Source organism: Planococcus sp. MSAK28401 (assembly GCF_018283455.1).
GTDB lineage: Bacteria > Bacillota > Bacilli > Bacillales_A > Planococcaceae > Planococcus > Planococcus alpniumensis.
Window position 1 is genome coordinate 3,055,303 of the sequence record NZ_JAAMTH010000001.1, and the last position, 16,565, is coordinate 3,071,867.

Below are 16,565 nucleotides of genomic sequence, written 5' to 3' on the forward strand. Positions count from 1 at the left end.
ATGAAGCTATTGCTTAAACGAACATCCCTGCGATTGCTGCGCTCAAAAGCGATGCAAGCATACCCGCTGCAATGGCACGCATGCCAAGGCGCGCGATTTCCGGACGGCGGCTTGGCGCCATCGCACCGAGCCCGCCGAGAAGGATGGCGAGTGAGCTGAAGTTGGCAAATCCACAAAGCGCGAAACTGACGATGATGACCGTTTTCGGAGACAGGTTCGCAATTTCCGGAGCAAATGCTGTATAAGCGACAAACTCGTTCAAGACGAGCTTCTGGCCGATATAGCTTCCGGCTTGAACCGCTTCTGCCCACGGCACACCGATCGCAAACGCAAGCGGCGCAAAGATATAGCCGAGAATGCCTTGAATGGTGATGTTTTCAGCGCCAAAGTATCCGCCGATTCCGCCAAGGACACCATTTGCCAGTGCGATGAGTGCGATAAACGCCAAAAGCATCGCCCCGACGTTCAAGGCCAGCTGGAGGCCATCTGAAGCCCCGCGTGCCGCTGCATCAACCACGTTGACGGAACGGTCGTCTTTTTCCATGACAAACTCTTTTTCTTCGATTTCTTCCTGTTCTGGGATCATGATTTTCGCCATGATCAAGCCGGCAGGCGCCGCCATGAAACTCGCAGCGAGCAAGTATTCAAGTGGGACACCGAGAAGTGCATAGCCTGCCAGTGTAGAACCCGCAACCGATGCAAGCCCGCCTGTCATGACTGCGAACAATTCCGACTTGCTCATATTCGGCAGGAACGGGCGCACGACAAGCGGCGCTTCCGTCTGGCCGACGAAGATGTTAGCCGATGCCGAAATTGATTCTGCTTTACTCGTTCCAAGCAACTTCGACAAGGCCCCGCCGAGTATGCGGATAATGAATTGCATGATGCCCAAATAATAAAGCACAGAAATTAAAGACGAGAAGAAAATGATGATCGTCAGCACTTGGAAAGCGAAGACGAACCCGAATCCCTCGGTATCCGCTGCAGGACCGAACACAAACGCGATCCCTTCACCAGCATAATTGATAATGTTTTGAACGCCTTGCGACAATTTGAGCAAGGCCTGTCTGCCAAGTTCCCATTCCAGCACCATGAACGCAAACGTAAGCTGTATGGCCAATCCGCCGAGAATCGTCCGCGGCTTGATGGATTTTTTCCCATCAGAGAACAAGAAAGCGATTCCAAGAACGACGATGATACCGAAGATGCCCCACAATAAATTCACAACTTCACCTCATTAAAAGTAGTTTTATCAGAAAATTGAACAAGTTATTATCATTCATTGTCTGTCGTCAGACATCTTACCAAATCTAATAGGATAAGTAAATACACATATTGTGACAGCTTCTTATCATCCTTCGCTATGCTCCTGGTGTTTTGGGTTTTTCATAAAGAATGCCAATACAATACCGATTGCACTCAATACCCCGGTCACCATAAACGAAATGTTAACGCCGCGGATCAGCCCTTCTACGCCGTAGCGATCCGGATCGAGCGCGGCGCTGGTCATAATGGTTACCAGCAGCGCCGTACCGATTGAACCCGATACTTGGCGCATCGTATTGCTCATGGCCGTGCCGTGCGGAATGAGGTGGTCCGGCAATTGATTGAGCCCCGCTGTCGTCACAGGCATCATGACGAGTGCGACGCCGAACATACGGATAGCGTGCATGACGGTCAGATAGACAAACGCCGTCTCGGCCGTCAGCACCGTAAACTGGAAGGTCGAGCCGGTGACGATCGACAGTCCGGCCACCGCCAGCCATTTGCCGCCGACTTTATCGAAAATACGGCCCGCAATCGGGTTCATGAGCCCCATGATGATGGCACCTGGCAGCAGCATGAGCCCGGATTCAAGAGCAGTAAACCCGTGCATGTCCTGCATATAGATCGGCAAGATCGTCGCACTGCCGATCATCGTCACGAAGACGATGATGCTGAGAATCGTCGACAATGTAAACAAGCCGTATTTAAAGACACGGAATTCCAAGATCGGCTGCTTGAGCCTGCCCTGCCGGCGGATGAAGAACCCTAAAGCGACAGCCCCGATGCCGATCGATGCGATGACTGAAACGCTGCCCCAGCCCGCTGCCCCCGCACTCGAAAAGCCGTAAAGCAAGCCGCCGAACCCTAGGGTCGACAGCATGATCGACAAAATATCGATTTTCGGGAAAGTTCGTTCCGTTACATTGCGCAGGAAGAAATACGCCAACGCCAAATCAATGAGTGCGATCGGGATGACGATATAGAACAACGAACGCCACGGGTATTGCCCGACCAAATATCCGGATAAAGTCGGCCCGATTGCCGGTGCGAAGGAAATGATCAAGCCGAACATGCCCATTGCCTGCCCTCGCTTTTCAATGGGGAAGATGACGAACAATACAGTCTGTGCGAGCGGCATCATGATGCCGGCCCCCGAGGCCTGGACGATCCGCCCAATCATTAAAGTGCTGAAGCCAGGTGCGAGTGCACAGATGATTGTCCCGGTGGCGAACAAGCCCATAGCGACAAAAAACAAATGGCGGGTCGTGTATTTATTGATTAAAAAAGCAGTGATCGGAATCATGACGCCATTGACGAGCATGAACACTGTGGTCAGCCATTGCGCCGTGTTGGCGGTGATATCGAGATCTTCCATTATATGCGGCAAAGCGGTGGCGAGCAGCGTCTGATTGAGTATCGCCACAAAAACGCCGGCCATTAATACCGCGAGCAACGGTTTCCTATATTTTTCTTCTAACTCCAAAGTCCCCAAGCGCATCGCCCCCTTTTTCAAAAATTGCCCTTTCTCTCCTGCTTACCCCATCAGGCAAGCTTTACTCTGCCCACAAAAACAAAAAGCCGCAAAGTCCGAAGACCTTGCAGCTTTCCATCAGGCAGCTTGTTTCTTGCTCTTACGGTTGAACAAGTAATACAAGGCTGGAATCATGACTAGTGTGAAAATTCCCGAGAACATGAGACCCGCAATGATCGTCACAGCCAGTGGTTCAAACAACGGGTCGCCGGAAAATGCGACCGGCAAGAGTGCCACAATCGAGGTCAAGGATGTCAGCACGATTGGTTTGATGCGTGCATATCCCGATTCGATAATCGCTTCTTCGATATTGAAGTCTCCCGTCAGACGGCGCGTTTCCACGAAGTCGATGAGTACGACCGCATTCCGCACGACGATCCCCGTCAAGGAGACGATCCCCATGACACCAAGGAAGCTGAGCGGCGTCTGCGTCAAGAATAATCCGAGGATGGCACCCGAGATGCCGAGGTAAACGGCAATCAACACAAGGAACGGCAATCCAAACGATTTGAACTGGAACGCGATGACCAAATAGACCAGCAAGAGCACGACTAGGAACAAGATGCCGATTTCAGCGAAGAACGCTTCTTGATCGGAGTTCTCGCCGCCAGTGGATAGTTCATAGCCCGCTGGCAAATCAGCGCGTGCATTGTCGACGACATCGAGCATCTGCGCTTCGAAATCATCCGCTTCACCGAACGCACGGAGCGTGATGGCGCGGTCTCCTGATCTATGCGGAATCTGTGCAAGTGCCGTCGTTTCCTGTGCCGTCAATAGCTCGTCCAGCCCGATCAATTCAGGCGGTCCTGGCTGGGCAGCAGGCGGCCCTGCTTCGCCGCTTGCAGCTGAACTGGAAGCCGGCAAACTAAAGTCAGCAAGGTCGATCGGTTCGCCTTCTGTGATGCCTGCTTGCTTCAAGACGACATCGTAAGGCGTTTGCCCTTCATACAATGTATAAAGCGGGACGCCTTGTGTCAGAAGCTGCAATTGATTGGTGACCGTCGATAAGGCGATGCCATTGTCTTCAAGTGTTTCCCGTTCCGGCACATACTCAATGGCCGGTACGGCTGCACCGAGGTTATCGGTGACGACGGTCGCACCGTTTGCGAGCATCTCTTCTTGGAGCGTGTCACGCAGTGCAGCGAGTTCATCGATATCTGCGCCCGTCACCGTCACGGTTACCGGTGCACCGACTGGCGGCCCTTGGACAATCGTATCTAGGAAAATCTCCGCATCCGGGTAGCGTTCGCGAAGTTCCGGCTGCCATTTATCGATAAACGCGGAAGCGGAAGTCGCTTCGCGGTCGATGCGGAATGCCACTTGGCCCGTATTGGCACCCGTGTTGTCCATGGATGAAGCAAAGAGGTTCGGAAGGCCTTCACCCGTGAAGATAGTCGTTTCGTTGACATCCTCGTCTTCTGCAGCGACTTCTTGTGTCACTTCCTGGATAAATGCATCGGTTTCTTCGATGGTCGTGCCTTCCGCAAGACGCACATTCATCGTTACTTCTTCACGGTCTGCTGCCGGGAAAAATTCAAACGGTGTGAACAAAGCCAGTGACAGCAAGGCAGTCGAAATAACCAATCCACCGATTCCTGTCAGCCAAGGGTGTTTCAGAACACCTTTCAGTACTTTTCCGGAATACACCTGTGCAAGCTTTTCAAGCGGCTTGCCGAGGAAGCCCGGCGTATCGGAAACCTTGCGTTTTTTGCGTTTCGTGCGCAAATATTGCATCATCGGCACGAGTGTAATCGACAACACTGTCGAAGCCAAGATGGTCGTGATCAAAATACTCGGCAGTGCTTTAATGAACGCACCGTTTCCGCCTGATAACAGCAAGAGCGGAGAAAACGTTACGACAATCGCCAAACTGGACGACACGATCGACGGATAGACTTCTTTGACACCATTGATGGCTCCTGTCATTGCATTATCGCCCAGCTTGTAGCGCCGCTGGATATTATCGTTGACGACAATGCTGTCATCGACCAATATCCCGATGGCGATAATCAAGCCGATAACTGAGATCTGGTTTAAATCGACGCCAAGCGACGGAATCGGGATGAGCCCGATCAAGACGGATGCAAGTACCGTCAGTGCGACAGCAAACGCCCCGAAAAGTGTCAATCCGGCGGTCGTAACAATTAATACTGCCAGTACCGCAATCAACAGAGAGACATAAAGCGAGCTGAAGATTTCATTAACATTCTCAGCTTGAGATACATAGCGTTCTGCCGAAATGCCAGCAGGCAAGTCTTCATTAAAGCTATCGATCACGTCGCTGACACGATCATCGACAGACGGCACATCCTGACCAGTCTGCAAGAAGACCGTATAGGAAATCGCCGGCTCTCCTTCGAACGTGACGATGTCTTCGGCTGGAGTTTCAGCCAATTCGACCGATGCGACATCAGCTAGCGGGACGGCTGCTTGGCCGACTTGCAGCTCACGCAATTTTTCAATGCCTTCGCCTTGCTGCACAGTCAAAACGAATTGCTGCTCGCCGTCGCTGTGGGTGCCAAGAGACAGCGGCTGGTTCGCTTGCTGAAGGCTTTGCAGCACTTCAAAAGGCTGCAATTGATTTTCTGCGAGCGCATCCCCATCGAGTTCGATGACAACCTGCTCGCCGTTCAATCCTTTAATTTGCGTACCGGCCACACCGGACACCGCTTCCACTTCATCCGACAAGTCGGCAAGCGGTTCTTCAAGTTCGGCAAGTTCCGCTTCGTCTCCGTGGAATAAATAGGAAACCAACGGGAAAGTCAGGTCCAACTTCTCGACGCTGATATCCTGTGCTTGATCCGGAAAGCTGCCGGATGCGCGCTGTGCCTGCTGCTGAATCGTATTGATTAAGCCATCAGGTTCGACCCCGTCTTCGATTTCCAGTGTAATGATGGAAGCCGAATTCGCCGAGATGGAATTCATCGAAGCAATGCCATTGATGCTTTGCAACTGCCTTTCAATCGGATTCGTGATGCTCGTTTCCACTTCTTCAGGCTCTGCACCGGGCAAAATAGTGGAAATCAACACAAGCCCGGGAGGCGTTTCGGGAACTTCACGCTGAGGCAAGGTCAAGAAAGTGTAAACCCCGACCAGCATGAGGATCAAAATCAAAAAGATGAATAACTTACTGCGTTCGAGTATATACTGCATAAGGATTTGCCCCCTCCGATTATTGTATAACTATTGTATAACTACTAATCAGAAAGCACCACTTAAAACACTCGAAAACCGGCCGAAAATTTCGGCCGGTTCTCAGTTAAATTTTTTCAGGGCGACGCTGTTTTAGCAGGTATGCCCCGATAAACATTAAGAGAGGCGGCAAGATGCTTAATTTGAACACCCAGCTGTCATCCCCCATGAAGATGAGGCCCATCGGCAAAAGTGATGCAAGCCCTCCCCAAAACAACGCTTTCCACGATCTTTTCCAAACTCCGTACAATCCGAGCAGCAGTGCAGCAATCACCAGCGACCACAATAAGATCCCCATCAACAGGAAATCCATCTCCATGCGCCTCCGTTCGGTTTTATACTTTAGTTATACTCCTTTTTCTGATAAAAATCATTCATTTTCGATATTTTTCGCACATTTTATTATGTGGAATTACTAATAAAAAGCTTCCGCGGAATTCCCCGCAGAAGCTTCACAACACGATTTATAAGTTTTCGAAAAACAGCCGCAGAACGTCCGCGCCGCCGATGAATGTGCCGAGCGAACTGCCGAGATTGGTCAATACGATGACCAGCAAGACACGTGTCACTTTATTGTCCCAAAAGCCTTTAACCGTGAACACATCCTTCGATAAGGTATCGAAATCGCCCACATTCGGGCGCCGGACAAAGGCTTGTGTGAGCCCTGAAAACCAGCCAGCCGCAACGAGCGGATTGAGCGAGGAAATCGGTGCAGCAACAAAGGCGGTGAGAATCGCAAGCGGATGGCCGAATGCCACAGCAGCTCCGATAGCGGCAAGCGTGCCGTTCCAAAGAATCCAGCTGATTGCCTGGTCAAAACCAGCCGCTGGGTTTGCATAAAACGTATACCCAATGATCGACAAGATGAGCAGCGGGATGGCCCAGCCGATGATTTTCGGCCAGCTCGATTTCTTCGGCACTTCATTAAGCGCCTTCAAATCCTGCTCTTGATGAATTTCACGCGTGATGCCCGGGATGTGCGCGGCACCGAGCACCGCGACGACCTTGTTCCCAGGAGCTTCTTTGATTTTCTGCGCCAAATACTGGTCCCGTTCGTCGATGAGCGGCTTTTTGATACGCGGAAAGGCTTTGGTGAAATCATCCATTACAGCATTCAAGGTGTCTTGCTGCTTCATTTTTTCGAGTTCTTCTTCGGAAATGGATTCCTTGCTGAAGATGCTGAAGAACACAGACGAAATCAACTGGACCTTGCCCATCAAACCGATATTGCCCCAGATGCGTGAAAACGTTACTTGGATATTGCGATCGGCAAGGACCAGCTCTGCTCCGGTCTCTTCTGCTGAACGGATGCCTTGGATCATTTCCGAGCCGGGTTTGATGCCGAACTGGTCGGCCAAACGGTTTTGGAACGAAGAAATCGCCAAGTTCATCAATAACAGGCTTGCCTTCTTGTCTTTGATGATCTTAAAAATATCGGTTTCTTTCCATTTTTTGTCCTGCATGACCGATTCATAGCGCTGGGCATCAAGTTCGATGCACACCGAATCCGGCCGTTCGCGTTCGACGACTTCCTTGACTTGCTCTGCGCTCAGTTTGGAGACATGTGCGGTGCCGATTAAAATCACTTGTTTGCCGCCCACTTCCAGCCGGGTAATATTGTCTTCTGTCATTATCTCTTGTGTCATGAGTGTACTTCCTTCATAGAATAGGATTTCTTCTTCATTTTTCATTGCGATGAAAAAGACTGTCTATTCTTTATAATGAATCACCAAGCGCAAAATATCAATCTTTTCGAAAGCTTATAATTCCGTGGCGTCGAAGGTATTGCCGCTATTCAAATCACCGGCGCGGAAGCCTTTGTAGAACCATTCCTTGCGCTGTTCGGATGTGCCATGGGTAAAGCTTTCCGGAACGGCGTAGCCGCGCGTGCGCTTCTGGATCGTATCGTCGCCGACCGCGCTAGCCGCAGTCAAAGCTTCTTCCAGGTCGCCTTCTTCCAAATAGCCCATGCCTTGAGCATGATGCGCCCAGACACCCGATAAATAATCTGCCTGCAATTCCAAGCGCACTTGCAATTGATTGTATTCGGTCTCGCTCAGTTGATTGCGCGCTTGCTGGACATCTCCAAGCACGCCAAGCAAGTTCTGCACGTGATGGCCGACTTCATGCGCGACGACATACGCCATCGCAAAGTCACCGGGTGCATTGAACTGGCGCTCGAGTTCATCGTAAAAGCTCAAATCGATATACAGCTTGGAATCCGCCGGGCAATAAAACGGCCCCGTTGCAGAACCGGCCATGCCGCACGCTGACTGGACGCTTCCAGAAAACAGCACCAAAGTCGGCTCGACATACTCCATGCCTTCTTCAGCGAACACTTCCGCCCACACCTCTTCCGTATCTGCGAGGACAACCGATACGAAATCGGCCAGTTCTTCTTCCCGCTCACTTGCCACATACGGCTCCGAAGTAGAAGCTCCTCCGCCATCTCCGAGTATCGCTCCCGGGTCGCCCCCGAGAAACGCGATTAACAGAACGATCAGCAAGCCGCCGATTCCGCCGCCGGCAAGCACCGGCCCGCCGACACCGCGCCCTCTCCTGTCTTCTACATTCCTGCTGCCCGCTCGCCCTTTCCATTTCATAACCGAAACCCTCTTTCTGCATTCACTTTTATAAAGTTATACCCATTTCACCGGAAACCTTAATCCCATCTCGGCAAGCGGTAGACTAAAAATCGTTCGCGCGGATCGTCCGCCTCTACCGGCAGCTCAATGTCGCTGATCAATTCAAAAGCGGTGCGCCGTTCGAGGAAATCGGTGTATTCGATTGCCGGATAAAATAAAATTACTTCGATTTCCCGCGGGTTCTCAGCAGCAGAGGCCAAAATCCGATCCACCACAGTCATGAACACCGGATCGGAAAACGGATTGAAAAAATAAAACCAGCGGTCATCCGGCTGGATTTCATAATCCTGCGCGTAGCCGTTGATGAACTTGATGTCCGCCTTCCCCTTAAAGCGCTTTAAATTCCGCAGCGAGGCCTCATGAAGCGACGGATCAACTTCCACTCCTGCAGACGCCGTCCCGAATATATGATGCGCAAAGAAATTCAAGCGCCCTTTGCCGCTCCCGAAATCGACCAGCCTGCCGCTGCCCTTCAGCGGATGCGCCTTGAACAATCTATCCAGCCACGCATAGGGCGTCACTTCGAACCGGTGCTCATGCATCGAGGCATTAAAGCCCATCTGCTCGCCATCCGTTTGGATATTCAATTGCCGGTCCATTTGTTGATCGTCCATGTGATTGCCTCCTTTGATCTATTGAGAGCAGTTCAAGCCGTAGCTTTGTATTCCCACATTTTGCAAAATAAAAAACGCTTTTTCTCTTGCCATTCCTATTTCTTTCTGTTATATTACAGCTAATTCAATAATTTCTTGCTTCCTTAGTGGAGCGAGGATAGAGGCGCAAAAACCATCAGTACGCAATCCGAGGAGTATGAGCTCTTAGGACGATTGCCGAAAGGGGGATTTGCCGAAGCGGCAGGATGCTCATATTCCTGTGCGCTGGTTCTGCACTGAAGAAGTGCCGGACTGTCATATAGGAAACTATATGGAGGGCTATCTGACGAACAGGAACGATTGGTAAACATTGTTTCTAACGGCAGCAACGGGCCCCCGTTGCTGCCTTTTTGTTTACTCCGGACCGGCCCCCACCTCTAACTTTTGAAAAAAACTTAGAAAAGGGTGTGTTCTCTATGAAATTCGGTCAAGTGATCACTGCGATGGCAACGCCATTCGACTCAGACGGTGAAATCGATTTTCAGGCAACAACAAATCTCGTGGAATATCTAATCAATAACGGTTCGGACGGCATCGTTGTCGCCGGGACGACCGGTGAATCGCCGACTTTGTCGACAGATGAAAAAGTGGCGCTGTTCGTCCATGTCGTCACCGTGGCAGACGGGCGCGCGAAAATCATCGCAGGCACCGGCTCGAACAACACGCGCGCATCGGTCGCCTTGACCCAGCAAGCAGAGCAAGCAGGCGTCGACGGCATCATGCTCGTCACTCCTTACTATAACAAACCCTCACAAGAAGGCATGTACCGTCATTTTGAAGCGATCGCAAACGCGACGGCGCTTCCGGTCATGCTCTATAACATCCCGGGCCGCAGTGTCGTCAATCTATCGGTCGATACGATCGTCCGCTTATCGCTTATCGACAATATTACCTGCGTGAAAGAAGCAAGCGGAGATTTGGACGCCGCTTCTGAAATCATCGAACGCACAAGCAGTGACTTTGCCGTCTACAGCGGCGATGACAGTTTGACTTTGCCGATGCTTTCTATCGGCGGAACGGGCATCGTCTCGGTCGCATCGCATATTATCGGCAATGACATGCAGGAGATGGTCAAATTGTTCCGCACGGGCGATACAGCGGGAGCTGCGGCGCTTCACCGAAAATTGCTGCCAACGATGAAGGCCTTGTTTGCAGCACCGAGCCCGAGCCCGGTCAAAGCCGCATTGAACCTATCGGGTGTCCCGGTCGGCGGCGTGCGCTTGCCGATGCTCGCGCTAACAGAAGAAGAAACCGTCACTTTGCAGCAATTCCTGCCGTCCGCTAAACAGGACGCGGTCACCAATTAAAAAAAACTTCGCAGATCCGTTTCAGGGTCCGCGAAGTTTTTTTCAGTTATAGACGTGTTCCATGGCCCGCTTCAAGCTGCCGCCAATATTCAAGGTCCGCACATCCACGCCGAGTGTGGTCAAGGATTGCGCCGTTTCCGGCCGGATTCCCGTCAACACCGCTTCGACGCCGATCAGCCCGAGCGATTGGATGATTTTGATGACTTGTTCGGCCACCATCGTATCAACACGGATTACTCCAGACAAATCAATGATCAAGGTGCTGATTTTCAATTCACTTGCCGATAAGAGCGTGCGCTCCAAAATATAATGCGCCCGGTCGATTTCGATGCTGCCGACAAGCGGCAAGATAGCAACCGAATCACTGATTGGAACGACAGGCGCCGACAATTCCAGAAACTCCTGGCGTGCTGTCGCCAAATTGCGTTGATAGGAAGTCGTATACGCATGTGTATAGGAATACGTTGCATGATCCAGAAGCGCATGCAATAATTCTGCCGCGTCATACGTTATTCCCGGGGAAATAGCCAAGCGTCGGCCTTCGCTTTTGATCAAAGTCGCAATGTGCTTCCGGTACAATGCCGTTTCAGCAAGCGCCACATCCAAGGTCATGCCCTGCTCCAGAAAAAAGTTCCCGGTGGCGGTTCCCCACCGTGCCATATCCGCCATGATTTCTTCCTGGCGGCAGCTGTTCTGCATCGATTTTCCGAGCAGCTCGATGAAACGCGCCCGTTCCTTCAATACCACCTCTGACAACTCCCGGTTACTTTCCAGAACTTCTTTTGCCACAGCCGCATGCCGTTCTTCCTGAATCAATTCCGCAATCATATATTTTTCTTCTTCCACTCGTTTACCGAATAACACCATTTCTTTTTCCATTGGTACCTCCGTCAATTGCTGCATTGTTCATTTCTTGCAACGGATTCATTATACCTAATCTTCTATACAAGAAATAGCCTTTTGCTTTTAATCAGAAAAAATGCCCGCCGAGTGGCAGGCATTTTCAGGCATTAGTTTGCGAAAAGCTGTTTCAGAGTTGCAGAAGAAACGGCTCCTTCGCCACCAAAGATTGTGTAGAAGGAATCTGGCGTTTCGAAATTCTTGATTTGCTGTTTAGACGCTTCAGATGGCGTTTTTGCCGTTAGAACTAATGGTCCAAAGTACGAAGCGGCCAAAGAACTTCCTGACAACGCATCCGGATAATTGGCGCCAGTTGCGATGAAGATCTCGCTTTCATCTAGCAACAACCCATTTTCCAGTGCAAATTCGTTAAATTCCTTGTTTGTCTCATAGCGGGTTGCACCTGCGAGACGAATCGGTTCTTCCATGAACAATTCTTCAACTGTCGGCTTGACTGCACCTTCGCCACCAACAATGATCGGCAATTCCGGCTGGTTTGCTTCAATATAATCTGCAACAACTGTCGGGACAGTGCCATTTGCTGGGACAAGGATAATTGGATCAGCAGAAAGTGCTGCTGCTGGGGAAACCGATAATGAGTCAGCAAAGTTTGCGCCTGTTGCTACATATAGAGTGTCGCCCATGCCTACTTCTTCAGCAATGTTAACAGCCGTTTCATAACGGGTTTTTCCGCTGATACGCTCAACTTTTACCCCAAGGTCTGCGATTTGTTTTTTAACATTTTCAGAGATAGCGCCTGTACCGCCAACCAAGACAACGTTTTCTGCGCCCAAACGCTTCAATTCAGCCGCGAATCCTGCAGGCAGTGAGTCTCTTTTCGTCAAAAGCAGAGGAGAATAGTGGAAACCTGCTAGCGGTGCTGCAGCTAACGCATCCGGAAAATCAGCGCCAGTGGCTACTACAACTGTCTCAACACTGTCATCTTCCCAACCATACAAAGAAACTTCCAAGCTTGTCTGGTAGCGGTCGCTGCCGGAAATGCGATCTGAATTGCCTTCTGTCAATGTTGCTGCAGAAGCAGCGCCAGTCGGTAAAACTGCTCCAAGAGCCAAAGCTGCAGTCAATGCTGCAGTCGTCAAAACTTTGCTGTAACTCATTATTAATCGTTTCCCCATTCTGTAATGTATTCATTTCTTTTCCAATTATATGATATTTTACGAACATTACAATAGGTTTACAAAAATATTTTTTATTAGGCATAAATACTTTTTCACCATTCAGATTTAAATAATATTTTTGCAACTCCCTATATTCTTCTTTAAGTTTTGGCCCATTGCTCCCATGTACTTCTCAGCACGCCGGAAACAATGCTTTAGGTTTATGACCTCTCGCTTTCCGGGTACATAAGCCATAACGCAAACACGGCAAAACATTGACCTTACAGGAGGATGCTATTATGCAAAAACATGGCCATAAATTAATCGGCACATTCGATGTGCAGGCGGAAGTAATCCATGAAATCGGCGAATTAAAAACACAGGGATATAAAGAAGAGGATATTTACGTCGTCGCTTTGAACGGCCAGCAACTGCAAATGGTACAAGGGCAGACGGATGTCCATTTGAATACGGATGAGGGCGATTTCATGGACAAGTTCAAATCGTTCATTTCCGGGGAAGACCCGACAAAAGATGCGCTCAAGCAGATGGGCCTCTCGGATTCTGAAGCGGACGAATATTACAACCAAATCCAAAGCGGCAAGATCATACTTTACGTCGACAGTGAATACGGCATGAATTACCAGAACTTCGATGCCGCCGCAGCCAGCTTATCTGGAGATGGTTATGCAGAGGAAAATCATAAAAAAACCGAAACGCCCGATTTGAGTGACGAACAACAGATGAAACTTCACGAAGAACGCCTGGCGGTCGATAAGAAATGGGTCGAATCCGGAAGCGTCGACATCCATAAGAACACGGTCGAAGAACGACAGACACTTGATGTTCCGTACGAACGGGAAGAAGTCGAAGTCGAACGCCGTCCAATCAATCAAGAGTTGTCCGAATATGAAGCGAACGGCCGCTCCGCCGAGACATACGAAAAAGACGGCCTTTGGCACATTCCCGTCATTGAAGAACGCCTGGAAGTGCGCAAAGTAAAATACGTCAGCGAGGAAATCATCGTCCATAAACGCAAAGTACAGGAAACAAAGCATATCAGCGAAACAGTGCAGCGTGAGACAGTTGATATTGATGAGAACAACGTCCAGCGCTACGAAAAACCGTAAACAAAAGAGCTGTCGCTTCTGCGCGACGGCTCTTTTGTTTAGTTATTATTAATGTTTAAAATGCGGCAAACAGGAACATCGCTAAAAAGGTAATGATGACAACTGTGAACAGCACGGATGGAATCACTATTACGAAAAATCCTTTCCACGCTGAAAATCGCTGTGCTTCTCCCACGCCTTTACACTGGATTACGAAGGTCCAGATGCCGATGACAACTGTGACAGCCAGCAGCACCAGGCCAATTACCATGCCAAGTCCAGTATCCGGTTCCGCTACACTAGGTTCGATTTCCGTATAGAATGTCGAAGGCGATGTGAGCAGCCAAATCAGCCACATCGGCAATAGCCAAATTTGTGGAATACTCGAAGTGACGACTGCACGGAACATTTCAGAATACGTTCCGACACCGCCGAATAGTTTTCCGAGCAAAATATAGATGCCCGAGACGATCCCGATCCCTGCGGTTACAGCAAGTGGCCCAAGCAATAAAGACCCGAAGATTACTGCCACTGCTGGAAATATTTGCTCCTCGCTCGACGCACCGGAAAGCCCACCTGTGAAACCAGTCAAAATAAGAAGTATTACAATAAAGCTCGTCGGCTTTTCTTCAATCACATAGCGCACCGTCTCGCGGGGGCGCGTCCATATGGCCGTAAACGGATTCAATTCAGTATACGCAGTTGGTTCATTCATACCACAACCCACCTTGTTTTCCTTTTTCTGTATACTTCATAAACTATTCCCCCTTTTATTTCCATCTAATCACATTCTCCTACACTTGTAAATGACTGGAAGGAGGATAGCTAGCTAATGCCAATAAAAAAAGCCTAAGCAACTGCGGCTTAAGCTTTCGGATTTTCGTCATCACGTTCTTTTATTTCCTCTTCCGGCTCATGAAGTATTCCGCTATGCGGTGCTTCAAGCGGTGTTTTCTCTAAATTCAGCTTGATAAATCTTGCCGAACGCTTCTCCAACATCTTCGGCGCAATCCGCGTCAATAAACGAACGGTTTTCATCTTCCGTCCGACTTCAACGACTTCTTTCGGTTCATCGATCAAATCGATGATGACCTTGACCGCCTGCATCGGATCGTCCATCGGTTTCATGTCGACCACAAGGCCCGAGTAGTTTCCAGTGTGTTCGAACCACGGCGTGTCGGTCGCCCACGGGAGCACGGAACACACGTGGATGTCGTGATACCCTTCCAGTTTCATTTCTTCATTGAGCGCCGAACTGAACCCAAGCACTGCATGTTTGCTTGCGCTATAGCCAGTGAAATAAGGAAATGCGACATCGCTCGCTACCGACCCGATATTGATCAAGGTGCCGCTGCCGATTTCCTTGAAATGGCGCAGCGCAAAATGGCTGCCGTTGACTGTGCCTTTGACATTCACTTCCACCATGCGCGCAAGGTCTTCAAGTGGGATATCCGTGAACGGGCCGATCACACCGACGCCAGCGTTATTGATCCACACATCGATTTTCCCGAAACTGGTCAGTGCTTCCTCGAATAGCCAAGCGACGTCCGCTTCACGGCTGACATCCATCGTGACCGCAATGGCGTTCGGACCGAGTTCACTTGCAAGCGCTTCGATTAAGCCGGTGCTCCTTGCCGCTAAGACCAAATTTGCGCCTTCCCTTGCCAATTGCCGTGCCACTTCTTTGCCAAGTCCGCTGGAGGCGCCGGTGATGACGATCGTTTTGCCGCGCCGTGATTTTTCCTGTGCCATGCCGCCTCCCCCTTTCTTCACTGTTCTTCTTGTTGTTCAAAACGTTCGCGTAAATCTCCTGATACTGCACGCCCATCTTCAACTGGCTCATGCAAGCTGCCGGAAGTTAATTCCGCAGCCGGTGCTGATTCAATCATCTCTTTGAGTTCCTGTCCGCCGAGCCCCTTCGCCACTGCCGGCAAGAACTGGCCGAAAATGGCCGCCGCTTTCCCCTTGCCGCCAACTTCCTGGTTTTTTCTCGGTTCATCGATCAAACCGAGAATGGCATCGATCACTTTGGCTGGATCGTCCGGCGGCCCGACCAGGATTTCATGACCCGAATAATTGGCTGCGTGTTCTGTCCACGGCGTGTCAGTGACCCACGGGTCGATCGAGCAGATATGGACATCCGGGTAGTCTTCCAGCCGGAGCTCTTCGTACAACCCGTTAGATAATCCGCTGACACCGAATTTACTGCCGGTATAGGCCGCTCCATAAGGCATCGGAACCTTGCTGGCGAATGACGAGACATTGATCAGAATGCCGTGCTTCTGCTCTTTGAAGCGGCGCAGCGCGAAATGGCTGCCATAAATCGTGCCGAGCATGTTCACTTCCACCGTCCGGTTCAAATCGCGCAGCGGCGTATCGATAAACGGCCCGTACACGCCGATTCCTGCGTTATTGATCCACACATCGATACGCCCGAAATTATGCATCGCGGCCCGGTGCAGGCTCTCAACATCCTTCACACGGCTAACATCGGCTGTTACCGGGATAACTAATGGACCGAGCGAATTCGCGAGCTCCTCAATCAGCCGTGTCCGGCGGGCAGCAATGACCAATTTCACTTGTTCGTGCGCCAACCGTTCCGCCAGGCCACGGCCGATTCCGCTTGATGCTCCTGTAATGACGACGACTTTGCCTTGATTTGAATGCTTTGCCCCCACAGTGCTCGCCTCCTTCTTAAAAAAGCGCAGAATTTTGTAGATTTATACCCCTTTTAAACATCCAAAAAACAATTTAATACAGCACCGGCAAAAAACAATTCCAAAGCTCTGTTTTTTTTCCACCTTCATCCAAACTCCGAAGTCAAAACAAAGAGCGGCACAGGTT

At 50.4% G+C, this 16,565-nt stretch carries 14 protein-coding genes and 1 riboswitch; of the genes, 2 read left to right on the forward strand and 12 right to left on the reverse strand.

Annotated features, from left to right (window positions below; genetic code table 11):
• Positions 1–13: 13 nt before the first annotated feature.
• The 7 genes from G3255_RS15435 to G3255_RS15465 form a co-directional block, all read right to left on the reverse strand.
• A complete protein-coding gene (locus tag G3255_RS15435; RefSeq protein ID WP_211655280.1) occupies positions 14–1,225 on the reverse strand; it encodes a NupC/NupG family nucleoside CNT transporter in 1,212 nt (403 codons plus the stop codon).
• A gap of 126 nt (positions 1,226–1,351) precedes the next feature.
• Complete coding sequence (locus G3255_RS15440; protein WP_249222346.1) at positions 1,352–2,704, reverse strand: DHA2 family efflux MFS transporter permease subunit; 1,353 nt, start codon at positions 2,702–2,704, stop codon at positions 1,352–1,354.
• Positions 2,705–2,875: 171 nt separating this feature from the next.
• On the reverse strand, positions 2,876–5,950 hold the full coding sequence (locus G3255_RS15445; RefSeq protein ID WP_211655282.1) for an efflux RND transporter permease subunit: 3,075 nt from the start codon (positions 5,948–5,950) through the stop codon (positions 2,876–2,878).
• Between the two features lie 106 nt (positions 5,951–6,056).
• A complete protein-coding gene (locus G3255_RS15450) occupies positions 6,057–6,302 on the reverse strand; it encodes a hypothetical protein (protein WP_211655283.1) in 246 nt (81 codons plus the stop codon).
• 151 nt (positions 6,303–6,453) lie between these two features.
• Entirely contained in the window at positions 6,454–7,620 is a 1,167-nt protein-coding gene (locus tag G3255_RS15455) for a TraB/GumN family protein (RefSeq protein WP_211655957.1), read from the reverse strand.
• 129 nt (positions 7,621–7,749) lie between these two features.
• Positions 7,750–8,592 (reverse strand): KPN_02809 family neutral zinc metallopeptidase, encoded by an 843-nt coding sequence (gene ypfJ / locus G3255_RS15460; RefSeq protein WP_211655284.1) that lies wholly within the window; start codon positions 8,590–8,592, stop codon positions 7,750–7,752.
• Positions 8,593–8,651: 59 nt separating this feature from the next.
• On the reverse strand, positions 8,652–9,248 hold the full coding sequence (locus G3255_RS15465) for an SAM-dependent methyltransferase (protein WP_211655285.1): 597 nt from the start codon (positions 9,246–9,248) through the stop codon (positions 8,652–8,654).
• A gap of 150 nt (positions 9,249–9,398) precedes the next feature.
• A riboswitch (Lysine riboswitch) is annotated at positions 9,399–9,577 on the forward strand.
• Positions 9,578–9,703: 126 nt separating this feature from the next.
• Between G3255_RS15465 and dapA the strand changes: the two genes are divergently transcribed.
• Entirely contained in the window at positions 9,704–10,594 is an 891-nt protein-coding gene (dapA, locus tag G3255_RS15470; protein WP_211655286.1) for a 4-hydroxy-tetrahydrodipicolinate synthase, read from the forward strand.
• 42 nt (positions 10,595–10,636) lie between these two features.
• Here dapA and G3255_RS15475 read toward each other — a convergent pair whose 3' ends face one another.
• Positions 10,637–11,473, reverse strand: a complete 837-nt coding sequence (locus tag G3255_RS15475; RefSeq protein WP_211655287.1) for an STAS domain-containing protein — start codon at positions 11,471–11,473, stop codon at positions 10,637–10,639.
• A 131-nt stretch (positions 11,474–11,604) separates the two neighbouring features.
• The gene (locus G3255_RS15480) at positions 11,605–12,612 is read right to left on the reverse strand and encodes a cell wall-binding repeat-containing protein (RefSeq protein ID WP_211655288.1); all 1,008 of its coding nucleotides are present in this window, start codon (positions 12,610–12,612) and stop codon (positions 11,605–11,607) included.
• A gap of 299 nt (positions 12,613–12,911) precedes the next feature.
• Here G3255_RS15480 and G3255_RS15485 point away from each other — a divergent pair, with 299 nt between their 5' ends.
• Entirely contained in the window at positions 12,912–13,742 is an 831-nt protein-coding gene (locus G3255_RS15485; RefSeq protein ID WP_211655289.1) for a DUF2382 domain-containing protein, read from the forward strand.
• Positions 13,743–13,797: 55 nt separating this feature from the next.
• Here G3255_RS15485 and G3255_RS15490 read toward each other — a convergent pair whose 3' ends face one another.
• The 3 genes from G3255_RS15490 to G3255_RS15500 form a co-directional block, all read right to left on the reverse strand.
• A complete protein-coding gene (locus G3255_RS15490) occupies positions 13,798–14,436 on the reverse strand; it encodes a Yip1 family protein (RefSeq protein WP_211655290.1) in 639 nt (212 codons plus the stop codon).
• Between the two features lie 149 nt (positions 14,437–14,585).
• Positions 14,586–15,473, reverse strand: a complete 888-nt coding sequence (locus G3255_RS15495; protein ID WP_211655291.1) for an SDR family NAD(P)-dependent oxidoreductase — start codon at positions 15,471–15,473, stop codon at positions 14,586–14,588.
• 17 nt (positions 15,474–15,490) lie between these two features.
• Positions 15,491–16,399 (reverse strand): SDR family NAD(P)-dependent oxidoreductase, encoded by a 909-nt coding sequence (locus tag G3255_RS15500; protein ID WP_211655292.1) that lies wholly within the window; start codon positions 16,397–16,399, stop codon positions 15,491–15,493.
• Between the last annotated feature and the right edge of the window lie 166 nt (positions 16,400–16,565).